Origin of the sequence: Streptomyces spinoverrucosus (assembly GCF_006539505.1) — a bacterium.
In the GTDB taxonomy this organism is placed as follows: domain Bacteria; phylum Actinomycetota; class Actinomycetes; order Streptomycetales; family Streptomycetaceae; genus Streptomyces; species Streptomyces spinoverrucosus.
The window spans coordinates 86178-110751 of sequence record NZ_BJND01000012.1; the positions used below are offsets into that span (position 1 = coordinate 86178).

The following is a 24574-nucleotide window of genomic DNA, read 5'->3' on the forward strand; positions in this document are numbered from 1 at the left end:
GCCTCACAGGCCTCAGCGTCACCCGGACGACATTTGAGCGGGATCGCATTCTGATGAGCGCGGAACGGTAAAACCGCAGGTTAGCCCAGCCTTTCCTTGCTGGCGGGGGTGGAATGCGGGGCGTAGTCTGGTCGTTGTCGAAAAGTAGAACTCGTCCAAACTCTCGTCCGAACAAGCTTCTGGGGGACCGGTATGGCCATCATCGAGACCGAGGCGGCGCTGCACGAGGCGCACCGCGACAACCACACGCACCGGGATGTCAACGGCGGCTGGCTGCGCCCCGCCGTCTTCGGCGCGATGGACGGCCTGGTCTCCAACCTCGCCCTGATGACCGGTGTCGCGGGTGGTGCGGTCAGTCAGCAGACCATCGTCCTGACCGGGCTCGCGGGCCTCGCCGCCGGTGCCTTCTCCATGGCCGCCGGTGAGTACACGTCGGTGGCCTCGCAGCGTGAGCTGGTCGAGGCCGAGCTGGACGTCGAGCGGCGTGAGCTGCGCAAGCACCCCAAGGACGAGGAGGCCGAGCTCGCCCGGCTCTACGAGGCGCGCGGTGTCGAGCCGGGGCTGGCCCGTGAGGTGGCCCGGCAGCTGTCCGAGGATCCCGAGCAGGCGCTGGAGATACACGCCCGCGAGGAGCTCGGCGTCGACCCCGGGGATCTGCCGTCGCCGCTGGTCGCCGCGGTGTCGAGCTTCGGCTCGTTCGCGCTGGGCGCCCTGCTCCCCGTACTGCCGTATCTGCTCGGGGCTAGCGCGCTGTGGCCGGCGGTGCTGCTCGCGCTGCTCGGGCTGTTCGGATGCGGTGCCGTGGTGGCCAAGGTGACCGCGCGGACCTGGTGGTTCAGCGGGCTCAGGCAGCTCGCGCTCGGTGGTGCGGCGGCCGGTGTGACGTACGCCCTGGGCAGTTTGTTCGGAACGGCCGTAGGATAGGGAGGCTCGGACTTATGCGTTGGGCCGCATAAGTAGCCGTTACTCGCTGGTTTCGAGCGCTTAACCACTGGGCATGAGCCGTAAGCGCTGCGGGCAATGAGGCCTGCGGCGCACCTCCGGGTGAGCGACGCTGCCCGCCCGATCTTCCGGACCGACGGACATCGATCTGTCCGATGCGGTCCCACATACCTTCGCCGCCCGTGCGCGGTACCCATGCCGCGACCCCGCGGCGTCCGCATGTTGAAACGGTCTATCCGGTTCCCGAGAACCGCTTCATCATGTAACCTGCACGAAATTTTGATCTCACGCAGAGGGCCAGCGTCGTCCCTCGGCACCTGAACATGCCACATGACGACGGGAGAGCCGATGCGTACGACGCGCCAGCCGTCCCAGCACTCCGAGAATGGCCAGAACTGGTCGTTCATGGATGCTCGCCCTGCTGCGCAGGGTATGTACGACCCCCGCAACGAGCACGACGCCTGTGGCGTCGGCTTTGTGGCGACCCTCACCGGTGAGGCGAGCCATGCGCTGGTCGAGCAGGCGCTCACCGTGCTGCGCAACCTGGAGCACCGCGGGGCCACCGGCTCCGAGCCGGACTCCGGTGACGGCGCGGGCATCCTCGCCCAGGTGCCGGACGCCTTCTTCCGTGAGGTGGCCGGATTCCATCTGCCACAGGCCGGTGGCTACGCCGCCGGTATCGCCTTCCTGCCCGAGGACGGCACCGACGAGGCCGTCTCGCGGATTGAGACGATCGCCGCCGACGAGGGCCTGACCGTCCTCGGCTGGCGCGAGGTCCCCGTCGCGCCCGAGCTGCTCGGCGCCACCGCCCGTTCGACGATGCCCGCCTTCCGGCAGCTCTTCGTCACCGACGGCGTGTCGGAGGGCATCGCGCTCGACCGCAAGGCCTTCGTGCTGCGCAAGCGCGCCGAGCGCGAGGCCGGCGTCTACTTCCCGTCGCTGTCCGCGCGGACGATCGTCTACAAGGGCATGCTGACCACGGGCCAGCTGGAGCCCTTCTTCCCGGACCTGTCCGACCGCCGGTTCGCATCCGCGATCGCGCTCGTGCACTCCCGGTTCTCCACGAACACCTTCCCGTCGTGGCCGCTCGCGCACCCGTACCGCTTCGTCGCGCACAACGGTGAGATCAACACCGTGATGGGCAACCGCAACTGGATGCGCGCCCGCGAGTCCCAGCTGTACTCCGAGCTGTTCGGCACCCCGGAGAAGCTGGAGCAGGTCTTCCCGATCTGCACGCCCGCCGCCTCCGACTCGGCGTCCTTCGACGAGGTCCTCGAACTGCTGCACCTGGGCGGCCGTTCGCTGCCCCACTCGGTGCTGATGATGATCCCCGAGGCGTGGGAGAACCACGACTCCATGGACCCGGCCCGGCGCGCCTTCTACCAGTTCCACTCCACGATGATGGAGCCCTGGGACGGCCCCGCCTGCGTCACCTTCACCGACGGCACCCAGGTCGGCGCCGTTCTCGACCGCAACGGTCTGCGCCCCGGCCGCTACTGGGTCACCGACGACGGCCTCGTCGTCCTCGGCTCCGAGGTCGGCGTCCTCGACATCGACCCCTCCAAGGTCGTCCGCAAGGGCCGCCTGCAGCCCGGCCGCATGTTCCTCGTCGACACCGCCGAGCACCGCATCATCGAGGACGACGAGATCAAGCGGACGCTCGCGTCGGAACACCCCTACGCCGAGTGGCTGGAGGCCGGCGAGATCGAGCTGGGCGACCTGCCCGAGCGCGAGCACATCGTGCACACCCACGCCTCGGTCACCCGCCGCCAGCAGACCTTCGGCTACACCGAGGAGGAGCTGCGGGTCATCCTGGCGCCGATGGCCAAGTCCGGCGCCGAGCCCATCGGTTCCATGGGCACCGACTCGCCGATCGCGGCCCTCTCCGAGCGCCCGCGCCTGCTCTTCGACTACTTCACCCAGCTGTTCGCGCAGGTCACCAACCCGCCGCTGGACGCGATCCGCGAGGAACTGGTCACCTCGCTGCGCAGCTCGCTCGGCCCGCAGGGCAACCTGCTGGAGCCGACGGCCGCGTCCTGCCGCAGCGTCGTGCTGCCCTTCCCGGTGATCGACAACGACGAGCTGGCCAAGCTCATCCACATCAACGCCGACGGCGACATGCCCGGCATGAAGGCCGCCACGCTGTCCGGCCTGTACCGGGTGAGCGGGGGCGGTGACGCCCTCGCCGCGCGCATCGAGGAGATCTGCGCCGAGGCCGACGCCGCCATCGACAACGGCGCCCGCCTGATCGTGCTCTCCGACCGCCACTCGGACGCCGAGCACGCGCCGATCCCGTCGCTGCTGCTCACCGCGGCCGTCCACCACCACCTCATCCGCACCAAGCAGCGCACCCACGTGGGCCTGCTGGTCGAGGCCGGTGACGTCCGCGAGGTCCACCACGTCGCCCTGCTCATCGGCTACGGCGCCGCCGCCGTCAACCCGTACCTGGCGATGGAGTCCGTCGAGGACCTGCTGCGGGCCGGCACCTTCATCAACGGCATCGAGCCCGAGAAGGCCATCCGCAACCTGATCTACGCGCTCGGCAAGGGCGTGCTGAAGGTCATGTCCAAGATGGGCATCTCCACCGTCGCCTCCTACCGCGGCGCCCAGGTCTTCGAGGCCGTCGGTCTCGACGAGGCCTTCGTGGAGAAGTACTTCAACGGCACCACCAGCAAGATCGGCGGCGTCGGCATCGACGTCGTCGCCAAGGAGGTCGCCGCCCGGCACGCCAAGGCGTACCCCGCCTCCGGGATCGCCCCGGCGCACCGCGCGCTGGAGATCGGCGGCGAGTACCAGTGGCGCCGCGAGGGCGAGCCGCACCTGTTCGACCCGGAGACGGTCTTCCGCCTCCAGCACTCCACGCGCACCGGCCGCTACGACATCTTCAAGAAGTACACCGACCGCGTGAACGAGCAGTCCGAGCGCCTGATGACGCTGCGCGGCCTGTTCGGCTTCAAGTCGGACCGGCAGCCGATCTCCATCGACGAGGTCGAGCCGGTCAGCGAGATCGTCAAGCGGTTCTCCACCGGCGCCATGTCGTACGGCTCCATCTCCAAGGAGGCGCACGAAACCCTCGCCATCGCCATGAACCAGCTGGGCGGCAAGTCCAACACCGGTGAGGGCGGCGAGGACCCGGAGCGCCTGTACGACCCGGCGCGCCGGTCGTCGATCAAGCAGGTCGCCTCCGGCCGGTTCGGTGTGACGTCCGAGTACCTGGTCAACTCGGACGACATCCAGATCAAGATGGCCCAGGGCGCCAAGCCCGGCGAGGGCGGCCAGCTGCCCGGCCACAAGGTGTACCCGTGGGTGGCGAAGACCCGGCACTCGACGCCGGGCGTGGGGCTCATCTCCCCGCCGCCGCACCACGACATCTACTCCATCGAGGACCTGGCCCAGCTGATCCACGACCTGAAGAACGCGAACCCGCAGGCGCGGATTCACGTGAAGCTGGTCTCCGAGGTCGGCGTCGGCACGGTCGCCGCCGGTGTGTCCAAGGCGCACGCGGACGTGGTGCTGATCTCCGGCCACGACGGTGGTACGGGTGCGTCCCCGCTGACGTCCCTGAAGCACGCCGGTGGGCCGTGGGAGCTCGGCCTGGCCGAGACCCAGCAGACGCTTCTCCTGAACGGTCTGCGGGACCGGATCGTCGTCCAGACCGACGGGCAGCTGAAGACCGGCCGTGACGTCGTCATCGCCGCGCTGCTCGGTGCCGAGGAGTTCGGTTTCGCGACCGCGCCGCTCGTCGTCTCCGGCTGCGTCATGATGCGCGTCTGCCACCTGGACACCTGCCCGGTCGGCATCGCCACCCAGAACCCGACGCTGCGCGACCGGTTCACCGGCAAGGCCGAGTACGTCGTGAACTACTTCCAGTTCATCGCCGAGGAAGTGCGCGAGCTGCTCGCCGAACTGGGCTTCCGCTCCATCGAGGAGGCCGTCGGCCACGCCGAGACCCTCGACGTCACGCGGGCCGTCGACCACTGGAAGGCGCAGGGCCTGGACCTGGAGCCGCTGTTCCACGTGCCCGACCTGCCCGAGGGCGCGGTGCGTCACCAGGTCGTCGCGCAGGACCACGGCCTGGAGAAGGCGCTCGACAACGAGCTGATCAAGCTCGCCGCCGACGCGCTGAACGCCTCCTCGGTGGCCGACGCCCAGCCGGTTCGCGCCCAGGTCGCCATACGCAACATCAACCGCACGGTCGGCACCATGCTCGGCCACGAGGTGACGAAGAAGTTCGGCGGCGCGGGCCTGCCCGACGACACCATCGACATCACCTTCACCGGCTCCGCCGGCCAGTCCTTCGGCGCCTTCGTCCCGCGTGGCATCACGCTGCGCCTGGAGGGCGACGCCAACGACTACGTCGGCAAGGGCCTGTCGGGTGGCCGTGTGATCGTCCGCCCGGACCGCAACGCCGACCACCTGGCCGAGTACAGCGTCATCGCGGGCAACACCCTCGCGTACGGCGCGACGGGCGGTGAGATGTTCCTGCGCGGCAAGGTCGGCGAGCGCTTCTGCGTCCGCAACTCCGGCGCGCTGGTCGTCTCCGAGGGCGTGGGCGACCACGGCTGCGAGTACATGACCGGCGGTCACGCGGTGGTGCTCGGCGAGACGGGCCGCAACTTCGCGGCCGGTATGTCCGGCGGTGTCGCGTACGTCGTCGACCTCGACCGCGACAACGTCAACGTCGGCAACCTCGGCTCGATCGAGGCGCTCGACGACACCGACAAGCAGTGGCTGCACGACGTGGTGCGCCGCCACCAGGAGGAGACCGGCTCGACGGTCGCCGAGAAGCTCCTGGCCGAGTGGGACACGGCGGTCGACCGCTTCAGCAAGATCATCCCCAGCACGTACAAGGCAGTGCTCGCCGCCAAGGACGCCGCCGAGCGAGCCGGTCTCTCCGAGTCCGAGATCACCGAGAAGATGATGGAGGCGGCGATCAATGGCTGACCCGAAGGGCTTTCTGAACCACGGCCGTGAGGTCGCCGCGTCCCGCCCGGTCGAGGAGCGCGTCAGGGACTGGAACGAGGTCTACGTCCCCGGCTCCCTGCTGCCGATCATCAGCAAGCAGGCCGGCCGGTGCATGGACTGCGGCATCCCGTTCTGCCACAACGGCTGCCCGCTGGGGAACCTGATCCCCGAGTGGAACGACTACGCCTACCGCGAGGACTGGGGCGCCGCGTCCGAGCGCCTGCACGCCACGAACAACTTCCCGGAGTTCACGGGCCGCCTGTGCCCCGCTCCGTGCGAGTCGGCGTGTGTGCTCGGCATCAACCAGCCGGCGGTCACCATCAAGAACGTCGAGGTCTCGATCATCGACAAGGCGTGGGAGACCGGGGACGTCGCCCCGCAGATCCCGGAGCGCCTGTCCGGCAAGACGGTGGCGGTCATCGGGTCCGGTCCCGCCGGTCTCGCCGCCGCCCAGCAGCTGACCCGGGCGGGTCACACGGTCGCCGTCTACGAGCGCGCGGACCGCGTCGGAGGCCTCCTCCGGTACGGCATCCCGGAGTTCAAGATGGAGAAGCGGCACATCAACCGCCGTATCGAGCAGATGCGCGCGGAGGGCACCCGCTTCCGCACCGGCATCGAGATCGGCCGCGACCTGAAGGCGACCGACCTGAAGAAGCGGTACGACGCGATCGTCATCGCCGCCGGTGCGACGACCGCCCGTGACCTCCCGGTCCCCGGCCGCGAGCTCAAGGGCATCTACCAGGCCATGGAGTACCTGCCGCTGGCCAACAAGGTCCAGGAGGGCGACTACGTCACTCCGCCGATCTCGGCCGAGGGCAAGCACGTCGTCGTCATCGGCGGCGGCGACACGGGCGCCGACTGCGTGGGCACCGCCCACCGCCAGGGCGCGGCCTCGGTGACGCAGCTGGAGATCATGCCCCGCCCGAACGACGAGCGGGACGCGGTGCGCCAGCCGTGGCCGACCTTCCCGATGCTGTACAAGGTCACGTCCGCGCACGAGGAGGGTGGCGAGAGGGTCTACTCCGTCTCCACCACCCACTTCGAGGGCGACGAGGACGGCAACGTCCAGTGGCTGCACCTGAGCGAGGTCGAGTTCATCGACGGCAAGCTGACCCCGAAGCCGGGCACGGAGCGCAAGATCCCCGCCCAGCTGGTCACCCTCGCCATGGGCTTCACCGGCACCGACCGCGAGAACGGCCTGGTCGACCAGTTCGGCCTGGACCTCGACGAGCGCGGCAACATCGCCCGCGACGCCGACTTCCAGACCAATGTGCCGGGTGTGTTCGTGGCGGGTGACGCGGGCCGTGGCCAGTCGCTGATCGTGTGGGCGATCGCGGAGGGCCGCTCGGCGGCACGCGGCGTCGACCGCTTCCTCACGGGCGCGAGCGACCTGCCGGCGCCGATCCGGCCGACGGACCGCGCGCTGATGGTCTGACCCGCTAGTGGTCTGATCCAACTCAACAAGCGTCCCGTACAAAGGCGTACGGAACACCAGGTGGCGCCTGCCCGACCAGTCCCCGACCGGACCGACTGGGCAGGCGCCGCCGCTTGTTCTCAGGCCAGTGCCATGACCTTGCCGACCGTCAGGACCACCAGCAGCGCGAGCAGTGCCGCGCACGCCCCCGCCTGCACCAGCGTGCGCCGGTCGCGCGGCGCGTACGCGAACGCGGCCGTCACCACCCCGCCCGCCAGCAGCCCGCCCAGGTGCGCTTGCCAGGAGGTGAAGCCGATCGAGACCACCAGCCACACCAGCAAGGTCACCATGAAGCGGTTGACGGCGTTCATGTTGGCGCCGAGGCGGCGGGCCATGACGTAGTACGCGGCACCGAGGCCGAAGATCGCGCCGGAGGCGCCGACCGTGAGGGCGTCGGGGTCGAGGAGCAGGACCAGCACCGAGCCGCCGAGCGCCGACAGCAGGTACAGGGCGACGTAGCGGACGCGGCCGAGCTGAAGCTCCACCGTCCTGCCGAGGCTCCACAGCGCCGCCATGTTCATCACGATGTGCAGGATGCCGAACGTCCCCCCGGTCGGCGACAGATGCAGGAACGCGCCGGTCAGCAGGCGGTACCACTCCCCGGCCACCAGCCCCTCCGGCGCGAAGTCCGCCGGGTACACGTCCTGCCACCTGTAGTGCAGGCCGTCCGGGCCGACCAGCCCGGCGCCCAGCATCCCGAAGCGGTCCACGATCTCCGGACGTACCAACTGGCCGACGTAGGCCAGGACATTGAGCGCGATCAGGGCGTACGTCACGACCGGCACCGCCGCGACTTGGCCCCCGACGACCGTACGAGCCTGCCTGATCGACCTCGCGCCCTCCTTCACGCACTCGACGCACTGGTGGCCCACGGCTGCCTCGCGCATGCAGTCCGGGCAGATGACCCGGTCGCAGCGGGTGCAGCGGACGTAGGACTCCACCTTGGGGTGGCGGTAGCAGGTGGTGACGGTGGACTCGGGTTCCACGGCCGGCTCCTCGAAGGGGGTGGGGCGGACGGTGAGCCGGTGGGGTCGGCGGCGAACAAAATAGCGAACGCCGGTGAACGGAGATCACGGTGGGCGGGGGTGCCGTAATCTCGGCCGCGTGGCAGCCATCAGTCTCAGCAAGGTCCAGCAGACCGCGCCCGCGCTCGTGGATCTGTACAAGAGCGCCGGGGTTTCACTCGCAAAGCACGGGCTGGAGGGGCAACGGGCCGCCGTGTATCTCGTCGTCGACTACTCGGGGTCGATGAAGCCGTACTACAAGGACGGCAGTGTGCAGGCGCTCGCCGACCGGGTGCTGGGGCTGTCGTCGCATCTCGACGACGACGGCAGGGTGCCGGTCGTCTTCTTCTCCACGGATGTCGATGCTGTCACCGACATCGCGCTCGCCGACCACCAGGGGCGCATCGAGCGGATCGTGGCGGGCCTGGGGCACATGGGCAAGACCAGCTACCACCTGGCCATGGACGCCGTCATCGACCACTACCTCGACAGCGGCTCCCGGGATCCCGCCCTCGTCGTCTTCCAGACCGACGGCGGGCCCATCAACAAGCTCGCCGCCGAACGGTATCTGTGCAAGGCGGCGAAGCTGCCGCTGTTCTGGCAGTTCATCGGCTTCGGCGACCCGGGCAGCCGGCAGTTCGACTTTCTGCGCAGGCTCGACGAGTTGCCCGTGCCGGACCGGCGGGTGGTCGACAACGCCGGGTTCTTCCACGCCGGTGCGGATCCGCGGCAGGTGTCCGACGCCGCGTTGTACGACCGTCTCGTGGGCGAGTTCCCCCAGTGGCTGGCGGCCGCGCGGGAGCGGGGGATCGTGCGGCCCGGCTGAGATCGTGCGGACACCTTTGGCTTGAGCCCTTCGCCGTGTCACCCTGAGGACCATCCGGTCCGACGGGGAGGGCGACGGCATATGAACGGCGCACGATCGGTGAACTCGGCCACGAGCAGGGGGAGTTCCCCGGGGCGAGGCGAGAAGGTGGCCGACTGGGCCGACGGGCGGCTCGGGCTCTACGCGCTCGCCAAGGCCAACATGCGCAAGGTCTTCCCGGACCACTGGTCCTTCATGCTGGGCGAGGTCTGCCTCTACAGCTTCGTCGTCCTCATCCTCACCGGGGTCTACCTCACGCTGTTCTTCGAGCCGAGCAGCGCCGAAGTGGTCTACGACGGGTCGTACACGCCGCTCAATGGCATCGTGATGACCCGGGCCTTCGAGTCCACCCTGGAGATCAGCTTCGATGTGCGCGGCGGGCTGCTGATCCGGCAGATCCACCACTGGGCGGCGCTGGTCTTCGTCGCCGGGATGCTCGTGCACATGATGCGGGTGTTCTTCACCGGCGCCTACCGCAAGCCGCGCGAGATCAACTGGGTGTTCGGCTGGACCCTGCTGTTCCTCGGCATCATCACCGGCCTCACCGGCTACTCGCTCCCCGACGACCTGCTCTCCGGCACCGGCCTGCGCTTCGCCCAGGGCGCCATCCTGTCCATCCCGATCGTCGGCACGTATCTGGCGTTCTTCCTGTTCGGCGGGGAGTTCCCGGGCCACGACATCATCTCGCGGCTGTTCCCGATCCATGTCCTGCTGCTGCCCGGGATCATGCTGGGCTTGGTGGTGGCCCATCTGATCCTGGTCTTCTACCACAAGCACACCCAGTACCCCGGCCCCGGCCGCGACCAGAAGTCGGTCGTCGGCATGCCCTTCCTGCCGGTCTACATGGCCAAGGCCGGTGGCTTCTTCTTCCTGGTCTTCGGCGTGCTCGCGATGATGGGCGGGATCGCGCAGATCAACCCCGTGTGGGCCTTCGGCCCGTACCGCGCCGACCTCGTCACCACCGGCGCCCAGCCGGACTGGTACCTCGGCTTCTCCGAGGGCCTGATCCGGGTGATGCCGGGATGGGAGATCGACCTCTGGGGCCACACCCTCGTCCTCGGCGTCTTCATCCCCTTCGCGCTCTTCCCGCTGATCCTGGCCGCCATCGGCGTCTATCCCTTCATCGAGGCCTGGATCACCGGCGACAAACGCGAGCACCACATCCTGGACCGGCCGCGCAACGCCCCCGTCCGCACCGGCCTTGGCGTCGCCTGGCTCACCCTCTACGCGGTCTGCCTGATCGGCGGCGGCAACGACATCGTCGCCACCCATCTGCATCTGTCGATCAACGCCATCACCTGGTTCGTGCGGATCGCGTTCTTCGTCGCGCCGGTGCTGGCGTTCGTCGTCACCAAGCGGATCTGCCTGGGCCTGCAACGCCGAGACCGCGAGAAGGTGCTGCACGGCCGGGAGACCGGCACCATCAAACGGCTGCCGCACGGCGAGTACATAGAGGTCCACGAACCCCTCACCCAGGCCCAGCGGTTCACCCTGACCCAGCACGAGCAGCGGCCGCCGTTCGAGATCGGACCGCGCGTGGACACCAACGGTGTCCGGCGGCCGGTCACCATCTCCGAGCGGGTACGCGCGAGGCTGGCCCGGGCCATGTTCGGGTCCGACAGCCACATCCCGAAGCCGACGCCGGAGGAGTACCGGGAGATCACGCGCGGGCACTGAGGACGACGTCCCGGCACTCGTCCGGGCTGCCCCAGGCGCCGCGCAGGGCGCGGGCCTTGGTCAGCCAGAGGGACAGGTCGCACTCCGCCGTGTAGCCGATCGCGCCGTGCAACTGGAGCGCCGTCCGGGCCGCGGCGTACGCGGCCTCGCACGCCGTGACCTTGGCGGCGGCCACGTCGGCGGGGCTCATGGTGAGCGCTGCTCCGAAGACGAGCGGGCGGGCGAACTCCAGGGCGATCTTCGTGTCCGCCAGCCGGTGCTTGACGGCCTGGAACGAGCCTATGGGAACGCCGAACTGGGTGCGCTGACGGACGTACGCGACGGTCCGGTCGAGCAGGGCCTCTCCGACGCCGAGGGCCTGGGCGGCGGTGGCCAGGCGCGCCCAGGTGAGGGCCTGCTCGGTGGGCGGGGTGGGGGAGAGGAGCTCGCCGCCGGGGAGGAGCGGGGTGAGGCGGCGGGCCGGGTCCAGGGACGGGCGGGCGGGGGTGGCCGGGCCGGGGGCGAGGCGCAGGCCGTCGGGGGTGAGGGAGAGGTGGGTGGTGGCCGCGTCGCCGTCGAGGGCGTACTGGGAGTCCATGGGCGCCAGCGTGGCCATGGTCCCGCCCGCCGCGAGGGACGGCAGGAAGCGTTTGGCGAGGGCCGGTTCCGTGAACAGCGCGGCCGCCGCGACCGTCTCCACCAGCGGGCCCGGGACCGCGTACCGCCCCAACTCGACGAAAGCGACGGCCAGTTCCACGGGCCGGGCGCCCAGCCCGTCGTACTCCTCCGGCACGGCCAGCGCGAACACGCCCGCCTCGGCGATACGGGACCACAGCGCGCGTCCGCCGGAGTGGTCGCCGCGGCTCCAGTCCCGTATGACCGACGGCGTGTCGGCGGCGGTGAGCAGGCCGTTCAGGGAGGCGGCGAAGGCGTGTTGTTCGGGGTCGAGGAGGAAGCGCATCAGCGGCGTCCCTTCGGCAGGCCCAGCAGGCGCTCGGCGATGATGTCGCGCTGGATCTCGTTGGTTCCGGCGTAGATCGGACCGGCCAGGGCGAAGACGTATGGCTCGGACCACGCGGTGTCCGCCAACTCGCCCTCCGGGCCGAGGAGGTCGAGGGCGGTCTCGTGCAGCGCGATGTCGTACTCCGACCAGAACACCTTGTTCAGGCTCGCCTCCGCGCCGAGCGGCTCGCCGTCGAGGAAGCGGGAGGCGGCGGCGTACGTGAAGAGCTGGTAGGCGCGGGCGCCGATGACGGCGTCGGCCACGCGGGAGCGCATGGCGTGCGGGCTGCCCTGGGTCCGCCACAGCTGGTGCAGGCGGTCGGCGGCGGCCAGGAAGCGGCCGGGGGAGCGCAGCGTGAGGCCGCGTTCGTTGGCCGCTGTCGACATGGCGACATGCCAGCCCTGGCCGGGCTCGCCGATGACGTCCTCGTCGGGGACGAAGACGTCGTCCAGGAACAGCTCGGCGAAGGCCGGTTTGCCGTCCAGGCGGGCGATGGGGCGGACGGTCACACCGGGGGCGCGCAGGTCGAACATCAGGTATGTGAGGCCCTGATGGGGCTTCGCGGTGTGCTGTTCGCTGCGGAACAGGCCGAAGGCGCGGTCGGCGAAGGGCGCGCGGGAGGACCAGGTCTTCTGGCCGGACAGCAGCCAGCCGCCGTCGGTGCGGACGGCTCTCGACGTCAGGGACGCGAGGTCCGAGCCCGCCGCCGGCTCCGACCAGGCCTGCGCCCAGATGGTGTGACCCGAGGCCATGGGAGGCAGGATGCGGGCTCGCTGCTCCTCGGTGCCGTGGGCGAAGAGGGTGGGGGCGAGGAGGTGGATGCCGTTCTGGCTGACGCGGGCCGGGGCGGCGGCCGCGTAGTACTCCTCCTCGAAGATCAGCCACCGCACGAGCCCGCAGTCCCGGCCGCCGTACGCCGCCGGCCAGTCGACCACCGACCAGCGGTCCGCGGCCAGTTCCGCCTCCCACGCACGGTGGGCGGCGAAGCCCTCCTCGGTCTCCAGGGAGGGCAGGGGGGTGGACGGCACGTGCGCGTGCAGCCAGCTCCGAGCCTCGGCCCGGAACGCGCCCTCTTCCTGCGTGAACGCGAGATCCATCGACGACAGTCCTTCCCTAACAAGTGTTTGGTAGGTTAGCGTGGCCCCATGACAGGCGTCGAGAGTCCGGCGTATGTGCCCGGGCACGGGCTGCTGAAGGGCCGCACCGCCGTCATCACGGCCGCGGCCGGTGCGGGGATCGGCGGGGCGACCGCGCGCCGGTTCCTTCAGGAGGGCGCGCGCGTGCTGATCAGTGACGCGCATGTGCGGCGGCTCAAGGAGTACGAAGCGGAGTTGGCCGGGGAGTTCGGCGGTGAGGCCGTGGCCGCGCTGCCGTGCGACGTGACCGACGAGACGCAGGTGCAGGCGCTGTTCGAGACGGCTGTGCGGGAGCACGGGCGGCTCGATGTCGTCGTCAACAACGCAGGGCTGGGCGGCACTTCGTACCTCGTCGACATGACCGACGAGCAGTGGTCGCGGGTGCTGGACGTGACGTTGAACGGTACGTTCCGGTGCACGCGGGCCGCCCTGCGCCTGATGAAGGAGACAGGCGGCGTGATCGTCAACAACGCCTCCGTCGTCGGCTGGCGGGCCCAGGCCGGGCAGGCGCACTACGCCGCCGCGAAAGCCGGGGTGATGGCGCTGACCAGGTGCGCGGCGGTGGAGGCCGCGGAGTACGGGGTGCGGGTCAACGCGGTCGCGCCGAGCCTCGCCATGCATCCGCACCTGGTGAAGGTGACCACCCCCGAGCTGCTCGCGGAACTCACCGCGCGCGAGGCCTTCGGGCGGTACGCGGAACCCTGGGAGGTGGCCAACGTGATCGTGTTCCTGGCGTCCGGGTACTCGTCGTATCTGACCGGAGAGGTCGTCTCCGTCAGCAGCCAACATCCGTAGGCCCACAATGGGTGCCGTGCCGACCAAGAAGAACCCCCAGGTGACCGCCTCCGCACCGGCGCGCCGCCGCGAACTCCTGCGCACCGCCGCCGAGGTCTTCGCCGAGCAGGGGTACAACGCCACGACCGTTAGGACCATCGCCGACCACGCGGGCATGCTCGCGGGCAGCCTCTACTACCACTTCGACTCCAAGGAGTCGATGCTGGAGGAGATCCTGCGCACCTTCCTCGACGAGCTCTGGGACGGCTACGACGCCGTCCTGGACGCCGGGCTCGGGCCGCGGGAGACGCTGGAGGCACTGGTCACCGAGTCGTTCCGGGAGATCGACCGGCACCGCGCCGCTGTCGCGATCTACCAGAAGGAGTCCAGGCAGCTGGCGGCGCAGGAACGGTTCACGTTCCTCGCCGAGTCGCAGCGCAGGTTCGAAAAAGCGTGGCTGTCCACGCTGGAACGCGGGGTCGCCGGCCGGGTCTTCCGGGACGACCTCGACGTCCGGCTCACCTACCGGTTCGTGCGGGACACCGTGTGGGTCGCCGCGTCCTGGTACCGGCCGGGCGGACAGCACAGTCCGGAGGAGATCGCCCGGCAGTACCTGTCGATGGTGCTGGACGGGATCGCCGTACGCGCCTAACTCGCTGGGGAGTCGTCATGGCCGAGGCCTATATCGTCGAAGCGGTCCGTACGCCCGTCGGGCGACGCGGGGGAGGACTCAGCGCGGTCCACCCGGCCGACCTGGGAGCACATGTGCTGGGGGAGCTGGTCTCGCGGGCCGGGGTGGACCCGGCGGCCGTCGAGGACGTCGTCTTTGGGTGCCTGGACGCGGTGGGGCCGCAGGCCGGGGACATCGCGCGGACCTGCTGGCTGGCGGCCGGGCTGCCCGAGGAGGTGCCGGGCGTGACCGTCGACCGGCAGTGCGGGTCCTCGCAGCAGGCCGTGCACTTCGCGGCGCAGGCGGTACTGTCCGGGACGCAGGACCTCGTGGTCGCCGGGGGCGTGCAGAACATGTCGCAGATCCCCATCGCCTACGCCACCCGGCAGGCCGCCGAGCCACTGGGCTTCACGCAGGGGCCGTTCGCGGGCAGCGAGGGCTGGCGGGCGCGGTACGGGGACCGGCCGGTGAACCAGTTCGCCGGCGCCGAGATGATCGCCGCGAAGTGGGGGATCGGCCGGCCGGAGCAGGAGGAGTTCGCGCTGCGCTCGCACCATCGGGCGGTGCGGGCGATCGACGAGGGGCGCTTCGCGCGCGAAACCCTGCCGTACGGGGACGTGACCGTCGACGAGGGGCCGCGGCGGGACACCTCGCTGGAGAAGATGGCCGCGCTGAAGCCTGTCATCGACGGCGGCACGGTCACGGCGGCCTGCTCGTCCCAGGTCTCCGACGGTGCCGCGGCACTGCTGCTGGCCTCGGAGCGGGCGGTACGCGAGCACGGGCTGACGCCGCGGGCCCGGGTCCATCACCTCTCGGTGCGCGGCGAGGACCCGATCCGCATGCTGACCGCCCCGATCCCCGCCACCGCCCACGCCCTTAAGAAGACCGGCCTCACCCTCGACGACATCGACCTCGTCGAGATCAACGAGGCCTTCGCCCCGGTCGTCCTGGCCTGGCTGAAGGAGACCGGCGCCGACCCCGACAAGGTCAACGTCAACGGCGGCGCGATCGCCCTGGGCCACCCGCTCGGCGCGACCGGCGCGAAGCTGATGACGACGCTGCTGCACGAACTGGAGCGCACGGGCGGGCGGTTCGGGCTGCAGACGATGTGCGAGGGCGGCGGGCAGGCCAACGTGACGATCATCGAGCGGGTCTGAGGGGCTGCGGGGAGGCGGTCACTGAGTACGTCTGAGCAGCTCAAGCGACTTCAGCACGGCCTCCGCCTCCCCCACGATCCGCTCCACCAGCTCCGCGCACGACGGCAGGTCGTCGATGACCCCGGCGACCTGGCCGGACGCCATCACCCCGAGGTCCGTACGGCCTTGAACCATCGCCGATCTGAGCAGCATCGGCGTGTTCGCGGCCAGCAGGACCTGGCTCCAGGTCAGGTCCTTGCCGTGCTTCAGGGCGAGGCCGTCCTGGAGCATCCGGCGCCAGGTGAGACCGGAGATCCGCCGGAACCCGGCGGCTCGGTGGACGGCCCGGAGGAGTCTCCTGGTCCGGCCTGACCTCTCCATCGCGTCAACCAGTTCGGTGCGCAGCATGCGGTGGGGCAGGCCGTCGATCGCCGTCGTGACCGTCACGTCCCTGACCGTCGCCGCCAGATACCTCGCCTTCACCGCGTCCGGCACCGTCGAGTCCGACGTCAGCAGGAACCGCGTCCCCATGGCCACGCCCGCCGCCCCGTACGCCAGCGCCGCGACCAGGCCCCGCCCGTCGAAAAAGCCGCCCGCCGCCACGACCGGGATGTCCACGGCGTCCACCACCTGCGGCAACAGCACCGTCGTCGCCACCTCCCCGGTGTGCCCGCCGCCCTCACCGCCCTGCACGATCACGGCATCCGCGCCCCACGCCGCGACCTTCTCGGCATGCCGCCGCGCGCCGACGGACGGGACGACGACCACGCCCGACTCCTTGAGCGCGGCGATCAGTTCACGGGAGGGCGCGAGGGCGAAGGACGCGACCCGCACCCCCTCCTCGATCATGATCTGCACCCGGTCCGCCGCGTCCTGCGCGTCCGCGCGCAGGTTGACCCCGAACGGTGCCGTCGTCCGCGCCCCGACCTCCCGTATCGCCTCCCGTAACTGGTCGACCGTCATCGTGGCCGACGCCAGGATGCCCAGCGCCCCCGCGTTCGCCGTCGCCGAGACCAGGCGGGGGCCCGCCACCCAGCCCATCCCGGCCTGCACGATCGGGTGCCGTACGCCGACCAGCCTGGTGAGCGCCGTCTCCATCACGACCGCACCTCCCGTTCACGGGTGTTCGCCGGGTCGATCACCTCGCGGATCAGGCGCAGCTCCTCGGAAGTGGGGGCGCGGGTCTCCGGTATCTCGGCCGGGATCACCAGCTCGAAGCCGGTCGCTTCCCTGACCTGCGGGACGGTCACCCCTGGGTGCAGGGAGGCGATCCGCATGGAGTGGTCCGGCGTCGCGAAGTCGAAGACGCCGAGGTCCGAGACGACGCGGGGCAGGTGATGGAAGCGGGCCGTCTCCGGATGGCGGGCGGCACGGTCGTGGCCGACCCCGCACACCATGTCGACGCGCTCGACGAACACCCGCCGGGAGTGCCGGGGGATCCAGTAACTCGTCGGGTTGTTCAACGTGTTGACCGGCGCCCCGCGCACGCCGAGCAACTGCCGGGACGGCTTGGCCCAGTCTCCGATGCAGGAGATGTTCTGGTTGCCGTGGCGGTCGATCTGGCTGGCGCCCATCATCACGTGCCGTTTGCCGCCGGTGACGAGGGTGAGGTGCCGGCGGTATGGCAACCAGCCCTCGGGGTTGCCGTCGGCGTCCACCAGCGTCGCCTCGCCGTCGGTGAGCAGCAGGTCGGGGGCGAAGGTGTGCCGGGCGAGGCGGGCGCCGAGGGAGGGGATCAGGCCCATGGGGCTCGCGAGTATCTCGCCTGCGTCGCGCCAGGCCTCGGAGCAGGCGATCACGCAGTACTCGGCGCGGGTGGGCGTGGGCGTCGTCGTATCGGTCATGGGCGCTCCTCCTTCTCTCGGCGCTCCGCGCCGTCCCCCTCGTGCCAAGCGCGGACGGCGGACCGGTACGCGTGCTCGTCCCCGGTGAGGAACCGTTCGGCGAACTCCGGCCAGGGCGTGGTCGCGTAGTGCCGCTGAAATGCCTCGTCCCGTGCGTAGTCGGGCGCGCAGGACGTGAAGTGGGCGCCGTTCGGGGCCTCGACGACGCCGGTCACCGTGTGCCGCGGGATGAGCAGCGTCTGCGGTGCCGCCTCCTTCGTCAGCTCGGCCGTGTCCACGATCCGCTCGCACGAGATGTACGCCGTCTCGGCCGCCGCGCAGAACAGGTCGTCGAAGTACGGGTCGGGGCCCAGATACTGCCCGTTGCCCCGCCGGTCCGCGCGGTTGACGTGGACCAGGGCCGCGTCCATGCGCAGGGCGGGCATGGCCACGAACGTCTCCCCGTCGTCGTACGGCGACGTCACCGTGCGCAGACCGGGGTTGACCCGCATGACGTCCGAGCCGATCCCGGCTCGTACCGGCAGGAAGGGCAGCCGGTTCGCGGCCGCGTGCAGTCCCCACAGGAACATCGCCTCGTCGATCTCCATCAGCTCGAACGCCCCTCGCTCCCGGGCCGTGCGGTAGTGCGGTTCGAGCGGGATGGAGTCGAGGGTGGTGAAGGCGGCGACCAGCTTGCGGATCCGGCCGGCGGCGGCGAGCATGCCGACGTCCGGGCCGCCGTACGAGACCACGGTGAGATCCGTGATCCCGGTCCGGAGCAGTGCTCTGATCAGGGCCATCGGTTTCCGGCGCGAGCCCCACCCGCCGATGCCGAGGGTCATGCCGCTCTCCAGCCGGGCCACGGCCTCGTCGGCGCTCATCGTCTTGTCGGTCACTCCGGCACGTCCTTTCCGAAGGTGCTCCGGACCCGGTCCGCCACCCCGCTCACCGCGGCCTCGAACGTGAACCCCTGCTCGAAGCGGTAGCTGCGGCGCACGTCGACGGGATCGATGCCGTTGATCGCCGCCTTCGCCAGACGCAGCAGCCGGCCGTCCTTGGCGGCGATCTCCCGGGCCAACTCCAGGGCCGCCCCGCGCAGTTCCGCGCGCGGCACCACCCGCCACACCGAGCCGTGCGCGTGCAGCTCGGCCGCGCTCGCCGTGCGGGAGGTGTAGTACAGCGTGCGCATGAGGTGCTGCGGGACCAGGCGGGCCAGGTGCGTGGCCGCGCCGAGGGCCCCCCGGTCCAGCTCCGGCAGGCCGAAGGTGGCGTCCTCGCTCGCCACGATCGCGTCCGCGTTGCCGACGAGCCCGATGCCGCCGCCCAGACAGAAGCCCTGCACCGCCGCCAGGACCGGCACCTCGCACTCGTACACCGCCGCGAATGCCTCCGCGCACCCCGAGTTGGCGCCCAGCAGGGCTCTCTGGCCCCGCGCCTGTATCTCCTTGATGTCCACCCCCGCGTTGAAGCCGCGCCCCTCGGCCGTCAGCACGACACAGCGCACTTCCGGGTCCCGCCCGGCCGCGCGCACGGCGTCCGCCAGGGCGTACCAGCCGTGCACCGGCAGCGCGTTCACCGGCGGGAAGTCGACCGTGACGACGGAAATCCCCTTTTCCGGGGACGAGGTGGAGACACCCATGGCCGCATCAGCTACCTTTCCACCAAACATTTGTTAGGTGTTCGTGGCTTCGAAGCTAGCAGTCGCCGATTCAGCGTGGGAGCCCCTGTGGACAAAGCCGCCCTTGTGGATAACTCGCCGTTCCCACGGCTCGACGGCCGGACCGTCGTCGTCACCGGCGGCACCCGAGGGGTCGGCGCCGGGATCGCACGGGCGTTCGCCGAGGCCGGTGCCGAGGTGGTGACCTGTGCGCGGCGGCCACCCGAAGTCCCCGTCGAGGGCAGCCGGTTCGTACCCCTCGACCTGCGAGAGCCCGATGCCGTACGGGACTTCTTCGCCGCGCTGCCCCGGCTGGACGTCCTCGTCAACAACGCCGGAGGCACGCCGTACCGGCTGCTGACCGAGGCCGACGCCGAGCGGCATGCCCGTGTCGTCGAGCTCAACCTCGTCGCTCCGCTGACCGCGTCGCTCGCCGCGTACGAGCCGTTGCGGCGGGCGCGGGGGTGCGTGGTGATGATCGGCAGCGTCAGCGGAGGCCGCCCGTCACCCGGGTCGGCCGCGTACGGCGCCGCCAAGGCCGGGCTGGAGAGCCTCGCCCGCTCGATGGCGGTGGAGTGGGCGCCCCACGTACGCGTTAACACCCTCGTCGTCGGCATGGTCCACACCGAGCTGTCCCATCTGCACTACGGCGGCGAGGACGGCGTCGCGGCCGTCTCCCGCACGATCCCGCTCGGGCGGCTCGCCACTCCGGCCGACGTCGGGGCGGCCGCCGTGTTCCTCGCGTCCGACGCCGCCTCGTACATCAGCGGAGCCAGTCTGCACGTGCACGGCGGTGGCGAGCGTCCCGTGTTCCTGGACGCCGCGACGGCCCACAAGGAGGGATGAGATGAGCCGTAGCTGTGAGGGCCGGGTCGTCGCCGTCACCGGGGGCGGCCGGGGGCTCGGGCGGGCGCACGCGCTCGCCTTCGCCTCCGAGGGGGCGCGGGTCGTCGTCAACGACCTCGGGGTCGGCCTCGACGGGCTGCCCGGCGCCGACAGCCCGGCCGCCCGCGTGGCCGACGAGATCCGCGCGGCGGGCGGCGAGGCCGTCGCCCACGCCGGCGATATCGCCACCAGCGAGGGCGCCGCTTCCCTGATCCGGACCGCCCTGGAGACGTACGGCCGCCTCGACACGCTCGTCAACAACGCCGGGTTCCTGCGCGACCGGATGCTCGTCAACCTCGACGAGGACGACTGGGACGCCGTCCTGCGCGTCCACCTCAAGGGCCACTTCCTGCCTCTGAAGCACGCCGCCGCGCACTGGCGCACCGAGGCCAAGGCAGGCCGCACGCCGGTCGCCCGCATCGTCAACACCAGCAGTGGCGCCGGACTGCTCGGCTCGGTCGGGCAGGGCAACTACAGCGCCGCCAAGGCCGGGATCGTAGGGCTCACCTTGGTCGCGGCGGCCGAACTCCGGCGGTACGGCGTCCAGGTCAACGCCATCGCCCCGGCGGCGCGTACCCGTATGACGGAGCGGACGTTCGCCGAGGCCATGGCGGCACCGGACGGCGGATTCGACGCCATGGCCCCGGAGAACGTGGCCCCACTGGTCGTCTGGCTCGGGTCCGCCGCGAGTGCGGGGGTGACCGGCCGGGTGTTCGAGGCGGAGGGCGGCCGTATCACCGTGATGGAGGGGTGGCGGGCGGGGCCCACCGTGGACAAGGGGGCGCGGTGGGGCGTGGCGGAACTGGACGAGGCGGTACGAGGCTTGCTGGCCGGGTCGGACGTGCCTGGGCCGGTGTACGGCAGTCAGACCTGAGCGTCACGTGCCCGGGCCGGTGTACGGAAGCCAGGCGTGAGCGTCACGTGCGGCAAGCCTACGTATCGCACTCCAGCACCGTCCGGCACAGCGCACACCGCGCCCGCATCCGCCCCCGTACCGGCACCCTGATCCGCTGGTGACACGTGGGGCAGGGGAACGACACCCGCAGCGGGCCGCGGGCGTCGGGGGTGAAGGCGTACGGCGTACCCGGTGCGCTGACCAGGACGTGCTGGCTCTGGGCGTGGCGGCGGTCGCGGGCGTAGCGGCGGCGGCCCGCCCAGCCCGCCGCGGTGAGCGGTGGCTGCTGCTCGTCGCGGCGGGCCAGCGTCATGCCCTTCACATACGCCGTGTACGCCTGCGGGCTGGTGAACCAGATCGACGGGTCCTCGCCGAACACCAGGGCGCGCTTGGCGAGCACGTACCCGAACTCCTCGGGGGTCAGATAGCCGAGCTTCTGACTGGAGGCCGCGTCCTCCCGGTAGGCGTCGAGCAGCAGCCAGCCGGCGCCCAGATACGTCGTCGCCGTGTCCGTGAGGATCTCGTTGTCGCGCGTGCCAGGGAACGACAGGTCCAGGCGGTGCAGATAGACGTGCATGATCTCGTGCGCGAGCGCCGCGCCGATGTCCCGGCGGTGGGTGCGGAAGCGGTCGTTCAGCTCCACGAAGTACTCGGGGCCTGCGGTGAGTTCGACGTTCGCCGCGTGGTGCATCTCGCGGAAGCTGACGATCACGCGGGCGTCCGGCAGCCGGTAGTGCCGCACCAGCTCGCGGGCCACGCGCTGGGCGCCCAGATAGAGGTCGTCGGTGTCGCAGAACGCCACGTCGGCCGGGGGCACGCTGGTCGAGAACGTCTGGATGGTGTCGTACGACAGCCGCTTGTACAGCGCGGTGATGGCGGCCCGCACCGTCTCCAGGTGTGGGTAGCCGTGCTCGACCGGTCCGTCGTTCGCCACGCCCTTACCCCCAAAGCGCCTTGAACCCGATTCCACTGTACGAGGGGGAGCGCGGAATTTCGCTCGGCGGGTTGCGCCGTGGGGGCGTGAGATCAGTCCTTGTCATGGACGCTGTCCGATCTTCATACTGACCAGCCGCCCAACCCCCCACGGAGGGAAGTACGTTGACCCATAACGCGACGAGGAGAAACGGTCTGACCCTGGCCAGAAGAGCCGCGGCGGCCGGTGCCGTCGCTCTCGCGGTCGCCAGCCTCCAGCCGGTCAGCGCGCAGGCCGCGGACACACGCGTGATCGGCGGAAAGCCCGCCGCGCAGAACGAGTTCCCGTTCATGGTCCACCTCTCGATGGGCTGCGGCGGCGCGCTCTACAAGAAGGACGTCGTCCTGACCGCCGCCCACTGCATGGAGGGCTCCGGCAACAACAACCGCATAACCGTCACCGCGGGTGTCGCCGACCTCAACTCCGCCGCCGCGATCAAGGTCAAGTCGACCAAGGTCAAGGTGGCGCCGGGCTACGACGGCACGGGCAAGGACTGGGCGCTGATCAAGCTGGCCCGGCCCATCAACAAGCCCACGCTGAAGATCGCCACCACCAACCGCTACAACCGCGGCACCTTCACCATCGCCGGCTGGGGCGACACCCGGGAGGGCGCGGGCACCGGCACCACCAAGCTGCAGAAGGCCACGGTGCCCTTCGTCACCGACCGCGCGTGCAAGTGGCACTACGGCAACCGGCTGGTGGCCAAGGAGGAGCTGTGCGCCGGCTACCAGAGCGGCGGCATCGACACCTGCCAGGGCGACTCCGGCGGCCCCATGTTCCGCAAGGACGACGCCGGTAAGTGGATCCAGGTCGGCATCGTCAGCTGGGGCGACGGCTGCGCCCGCACCGGCGTCCCCGGCGTGTACACCGAGGTCAGCCACTTCGCGAAGGACATAGCCCGGGCGGCCAACGCGCTGTAGGGCGGGGCGGCGGCCGTATGCCTGGATACCCGTGGCGGGTCGGAATTCCTGCCGGGCTAATCGTGGGCGGCCGGAATTCCTGCCGGGTTACCCGTCGGCGGCCGGAATTCCTGCCGGGCTTCCCGAGGACGGTCGGAAACCCTGCCGGGCTTCCCGAGGGCGGCCGGGAACCCTGCCGGGCTTCCCGAGGGCGGCCGGAAACCCTGCCGGGCTACCCGCAGGGACCGGAATTCCGGTCGTCGGCGGTTCCGCCCCCTGGCAGACTCCCGGACGTGACCACCGAACAGCCCTCCACGCCCGCCGCAACCCTCCAGGTCGGCGGCCAGGACGACGACCTGGAGCAGCGCCTCGACGACGAGCTGACCGCGTTCAACGCGGCGGCGACCGGCGCCGGGGAACCCGACGAGTTCAGCGTCCGGGTCACCGCCGCCGACGGCGAACTGCTCGGCGGACTGACCGGGTGGGTCTGGGGCGGCCAGTGCGGCGTGGAGATGCTGTGGGTCCGGGCAGACCAGCGGCACGCCGGATGGGGCAGCAAGCTCATGCGGGCCGCCGAGGAGGAGGCCGTACGGCGTGGCTGCACGGACATGATCGTCTCCTCGTACACCTTCCAGGCCCCGGACTTCTACCGGAAACTCGGCTTCCGCGAGGCCGGGCGCCTGCCGGGCGTTCCCGGCGGGCACGAGGACGTGTATCTGCACAAGGTCATCGGATCCTGAGGGCATCCGGCAACCGCCACCGGCCGCGTAGGGTGGGCGCTCATGACCACCAGCAACACCACCACCGGCGATGTCGACCCGGCCGTGCGCGCGGAACTCTCCCGGCTGCGCGACAGCATCGACAACATCGACGCGGCCGTCGTCCACATGCTCGCCGAGCGCTTCAAATGCACCCAGCAGGTCGGCCGACTCAAAGCCCTGCACCGGCTGCCGCCCGCCGACCCGGCGCGCGAGGCACGGCAGATCGACCGGCTGCGCGCCCTCGCCGAGAGTGCCAAGCTCGACCCGGGATTCGCTGAAAAGTTTCTCAATTTCATCATCGGCGAAGTGATCAGGCACCACGAGCGCATCGCCGAGGACACCGTGAACGGCACCTCGCCGACAGCCGACTGACCTCGGCGAACCCGGCCCGGCACGGGACAGCGCGGCACGGGAGGGGGCCGCCCGCGCCGCGTACTGATCGTCAAGTGGCGACCACTGACCGTCAGCGCCTCGCATACTCTGGTGTCCACGCCGGAGGGAGTTCGGGCATGGGGTCGGACGCCAAGATCCTCATCGTCGACGACCACGAGGACACGCTGTACGCGCTGGAGAGCGCCCTGGCCCCGCTCGGCTACGACCTGGGCCGCGCCACCAGCGGCGACGAAGCCCTGAAACAGGTACTGCGCGGCCAGGTCGGCCTGCTGCTGCTCGATGTGCGCATGCCCGGCGTCAGCGGCCTGGACGTGGTGCGCTACCTGCGCCGCCTGGAACAGACCCAGCACATCCCCGTCGTCCTGCTCACCGGCTACGGCCCGGACCACGAACTGACCTCCACCGCCTTCGAACTGGGCGTCGCCGACCTCCTCATGAAACCCGTCGACCCATGGGCGCTGCGCACCAAGATCCGCTACCTGTACGACGCCCACCAGCGCCACCAGGCCCTGGAGCGCGAGGTCCGCGAACTGCGTGCCCTGATCGAGTCCGAGGCGCAGCCGGACAAGCCGGGCGCACGCCTGCCCGTGCAGCGCGACCGGCGCGTGTCGACGCCCGCGCAGGACCGCACGTAACCCCGCGAAACCGCCCGCCCCTGTCCCA

22 protein-coding genes are annotated in these 24574 nt (G+C 70.7%); 14 read left to right on the forward strand and 8 right to left on the reverse strand.

What is annotated here, in order from left to right; translation table 11 throughout:
- Positions 1-192 precede the first annotated feature (192 nt).
- From SSP24_RS08685 to SSP24_RS08695, 3 genes are all read left to right on the forward strand, one after another.
- On the forward strand, positions 193-924 hold the full coding sequence (locus SSP24_RS08685) for a VIT1/CCC1 transporter family protein (protein WP_141308562.1): 732 nt from the start codon (positions 193-195) through the stop codon (positions 922-924).
- A 366-nt stretch (positions 925-1290) separates the two neighbouring features.
- The gene (gltB, locus tag SSP24_RS08690) at positions 1291-5886 is read left to right on the forward strand and encodes a glutamate synthase large subunit (RefSeq protein WP_174864628.1); all 4596 of its coding nucleotides are present in this window, start codon (positions 1291-1293) and stop codon (positions 5884-5886) included.
- Positions 5879-7342, forward strand: coding sequence for a glutamate synthase subunit beta (locus tag SSP24_RS08695; protein ID WP_141308564.1), 1464 nt, complete (start codon positions 5879-5881; stop codon positions 7340-7342). Before gltB ends, SSP24_RS08695 begins: the two co-directional genes overlap by 8 nt.
- 119 nt (positions 7343-7461) lie before the next feature.
- Here SSP24_RS08695 and SSP24_RS08700 read toward each other — a convergent pair whose 3' ends face one another.
- Positions 7462-8367, reverse strand: a complete 906-nt coding sequence (locus SSP24_RS08700) for a rhomboid family intramembrane serine protease (RefSeq protein ID WP_141308566.1) — start codon at positions 8365-8367, stop codon at positions 7462-7464.
- 118 nt (positions 8368-8485) lie between these two features.
- On the opposite strand from SSP24_RS08700, the gene SSP24_RS08705 reads away from it, so the two are divergent.
- A complete protein-coding gene (locus SSP24_RS08705) occupies positions 8486-9211 on the forward strand; it encodes a vWA domain-containing protein (RefSeq protein ID WP_141308568.1) in 726 nt (241 codons plus the stop codon).
- An 81-nt stretch (positions 9212-9292) separates the two neighbouring features.
- The gene (gene qcrB / locus SSP24_RS08710) at positions 9293-10927 is read left to right on the forward strand and encodes a cytochrome bc1 complex cytochrome b subunit (protein WP_141308570.1); all 1635 of its coding nucleotides are present in this window, start codon (positions 9293-9295) and stop codon (positions 10925-10927) included.
- On the opposite strand, the gene SSP24_RS08715 is transcribed toward qcrB, so the two are convergent.
- The gene (locus SSP24_RS08715; protein ID WP_141308571.1) at positions 10911-11867 is read right to left on the reverse strand and encodes an acyl-CoA dehydrogenase family protein; all 957 of its coding nucleotides are present in this window, start codon (positions 11865-11867) and stop codon (positions 10911-10913) included. The two genes, qcrB and SSP24_RS08715, sit on opposite strands and share 17 nt — an antisense overlap.
- A complete protein-coding gene (locus SSP24_RS08720) occupies positions 11867-13006 on the reverse strand; it encodes an acyl-CoA dehydrogenase family protein (RefSeq protein WP_141308573.1) in 1140 nt (379 codons plus the stop codon). The genes SSP24_RS08715 and SSP24_RS08720 overlap by 1 nt, the downstream gene beginning before the upstream one ends.
- A gap of 48 nt (positions 13007-13054) precedes the next feature.
- Between SSP24_RS08720 and SSP24_RS08725 the strand changes: the two genes are divergently transcribed.
- From SSP24_RS08725 to SSP24_RS08735, 3 genes are read left to right on the forward strand one after another with little or no spacing between them, the layout of a single operon-like run.
- Positions 13055-13840 (forward strand): SDR family oxidoreductase, encoded by a 786-nt coding sequence (locus tag SSP24_RS08725; protein WP_141308575.1) that lies wholly within the window; start codon positions 13055-13057, stop codon positions 13838-13840.
- A gap of 16 nt (positions 13841-13856) precedes the next feature.
- A complete protein-coding gene (locus SSP24_RS08730) occupies positions 13857-14471 on the forward strand; it encodes a TetR/AcrR family transcriptional regulator (protein ID WP_141308577.1) in 615 nt (204 codons plus the stop codon).
- Positions 14472-14488: 17 nt separating this feature from the next.
- The gene (locus SSP24_RS08735) at positions 14489-15646 is read left to right on the forward strand and encodes an acetyl-CoA C-acetyltransferase (protein WP_141308579.1); all 1158 of its coding nucleotides are present in this window, start codon (positions 14489-14491) and stop codon (positions 15644-15646) included.
- An 18-nt stretch (positions 15647-15664) separates the two neighbouring features.
- Here the strand turns inward: SSP24_RS08735 and SSP24_RS08740 are convergent, their stop codons facing one another.
- Genes SSP24_RS08740 through SSP24_RS08755 form a run of 4 tightly spaced genes read right to left on the reverse strand, consistent with a single transcriptional unit; the run spans position 15665 to position 19087 of the window.
- Positions 15665-16723 carry an NAD(P)H-dependent flavin oxidoreductase gene (locus SSP24_RS08740; RefSeq protein WP_141308581.1) on the reverse strand — a complete coding sequence of 353 codons (1059 nt, stop codon included), beginning with the start codon at positions 16721-16723 and terminating at the stop codon, positions 15665-15667.
- Positions 16723-17469: a CoA-transferase subunit beta gene (locus tag SSP24_RS08745; RefSeq protein ID WP_141308583.1), complete on the reverse strand. Its 747-nt coding sequence runs from the start codon at positions 17467-17469 to the stop codon at positions 16723-16725. The genes SSP24_RS08740 and SSP24_RS08745 overlap by 1 nt, the downstream gene beginning before the upstream one ends.
- Positions 17466-18344 (reverse strand): CoA transferase subunit A, encoded by an 879-nt coding sequence (locus tag SSP24_RS08750; protein WP_141308585.1) that lies wholly within the window; start codon positions 18342-18344, stop codon positions 17466-17468. Before SSP24_RS08750 ends, SSP24_RS08745 begins: the two co-directional genes overlap by 4 nt.
- A complete protein-coding gene (locus tag SSP24_RS08755; protein WP_141308587.1) occupies positions 18341-19087 on the reverse strand; it encodes an enoyl-CoA hydratase family protein in 747 nt (248 codons plus the stop codon). The genes SSP24_RS08750 and SSP24_RS08755 overlap by 4 nt, the downstream gene beginning before the upstream one ends.
- 105 nt (positions 19088-19192) lie before the next feature.
- Between SSP24_RS08755 and SSP24_RS08760 the strand changes: the two genes are divergently transcribed.
- On the forward strand, positions 19193-19951 hold the full coding sequence (locus tag SSP24_RS08760) for an SDR family oxidoreductase (RefSeq protein WP_141308589.1): 759 nt from the start codon (positions 19193-19195) through the stop codon (positions 19949-19951).
- A 1-nt stretch (position 19952) separates the two neighbouring features.
- Positions 19953-20864 (forward strand): SDR family oxidoreductase, encoded by a 912-nt coding sequence (locus SSP24_RS08765; protein ID WP_141308591.1) that lies wholly within the window; start codon positions 19953-19955, stop codon positions 20862-20864.
- Positions 20865-20922: 58 nt separating this feature from the next.
- Here SSP24_RS08765 and SSP24_RS08770 read toward each other — a convergent pair whose 3' ends face one another.
- Positions 20923-21819 (reverse strand): hypothetical protein, encoded by an 897-nt coding sequence (locus SSP24_RS08770; RefSeq protein WP_141308593.1) that lies wholly within the window; start codon positions 21817-21819, stop codon positions 20923-20925.
- Between the two features lie 194 nt (positions 21820-22013).
- On the opposite strand from SSP24_RS08770, the gene SSP24_RS08775 reads away from it, so the two are divergent.
- The 4 genes from SSP24_RS08775 (at position 22014) to SSP24_RS08790 (ending at position 24546) form a co-directional block, all read left to right on the forward strand.
- A complete protein-coding gene (locus SSP24_RS08775; protein WP_229864869.1) occupies positions 22014-22778 on the forward strand; it encodes a S1 family peptidase in 765 nt (254 codons plus the stop codon).
- A 272-nt stretch (positions 22779-23050) separates the two neighbouring features.
- Positions 23051-23497, forward strand: coding sequence for a GNAT family N-acetyltransferase (locus tag SSP24_RS43945; RefSeq protein ID WP_174864629.1), 447 nt, complete (start codon positions 23051-23053; stop codon positions 23495-23497).
- Positions 23498-23539: 42 nt separating this feature from the next.
- Positions 23540-23890, forward strand: coding sequence for a chorismate mutase (locus SSP24_RS08785; protein ID WP_141308599.1), 351 nt, complete (start codon positions 23540-23542; stop codon positions 23888-23890).
- A gap of 137 nt (positions 23891-24027) precedes the next feature.
- Positions 24028-24546, forward strand: coding sequence for a response regulator (locus SSP24_RS08790; protein WP_141308601.1), 519 nt, complete (start codon positions 24028-24030; stop codon positions 24544-24546).
- The last annotated feature ends 28 nt before the right edge of the window (positions 24547-24574 follow it).

Excerpts from the sequence above, each read along its gene's own strand:
- SSP24_RS08685 (WP_141308562.1), top strand. The coding sequence starts at position 193 with ATGGCCATCATCGAGACCGAGGCGGCGCTGCACGAGGCGCACCGCGAC.
- gltB (WP_174864628.1), top strand. The coding sequence starts at position 1,291 with ATGCGTACGACGCGCCAGCCGTCCCAGCACTCCGAGAATGGCCAGAAC.
- SSP24_RS08695 (WP_141308564.1), top strand. The coding sequence starts at position 5,879 with ATGGCTGACCCGAAGGGCTTTCTGAACCACGGCCGTGAGGTCGCCGCG.
- qcrB (WP_141308570.1), top strand. The coding sequence starts at position 9,293 with ATGAACGGCGCACGATCGGTGAACTCGGCCACGAGCAGGGGGAGTTCC.
- SSP24_RS08715 (WP_141308571.1), bottom strand. The coding sequence starts at position 11,867 with ATGCGCTTCCTCCTCGACCCCGAACAACACGCCTTCGCCGCCTCCCTG.
- SSP24_RS08720 (WP_141308573.1), bottom strand. The coding sequence starts at position 13,006 with ATGGATCTCGCGTTCACGCAGGAAGAGGGCGCGTTCCGGGCCGAGGCT.
- SSP24_RS08725 (WP_141308575.1), top strand. The coding sequence starts at position 13,055 with ATGACAGGCGTCGAGAGTCCGGCGTATGTGCCCGGGCACGGGCTGCTG.
- SSP24_RS08735 (WP_141308579.1), top strand. The coding sequence starts at position 14,489 with ATGGCCGAGGCCTATATCGTCGAAGCGGTCCGTACGCCCGTCGGGCGA.
- SSP24_RS08740 (WP_141308581.1), bottom strand. The coding sequence starts at position 16,723 with ATGGAGACGGCGCTCACCAGGCTGGTCGGCGTACGGCACCCGATCGTG.
- SSP24_RS08745 (WP_141308583.1), bottom strand. The coding sequence starts at position 17,469 with ATGACCGATACGACGACGCCCACGCCCACCCGCGCCGAGTACTGCGTG.
- SSP24_RS08755 (WP_141308587.1), bottom strand. The coding sequence starts at position 19,087 with ATGGGTGTCTCCACCTCGTCCCCGGAAAAGGGGATTTCCGTCGTCACG.
- SSP24_RS08765 (WP_141308591.1), top strand. The coding sequence starts at position 19,953 with ATGAGCCGTAGCTGTGAGGGCCGGGTCGTCGCCGTCACCGGGGGCGGC.
- SSP24_RS08785 (WP_141308599.1), top strand. The coding sequence starts at position 23,540 with ATGACCACCAGCAACACCACCACCGGCGATGTCGACCCGGCCGTGCGC.
- SSP24_RS08790 (WP_141308601.1), top strand. The coding sequence starts at position 24,028 with ATGGGGTCGGACGCCAAGATCCTCATCGTCGACGACCACGAGGACACG.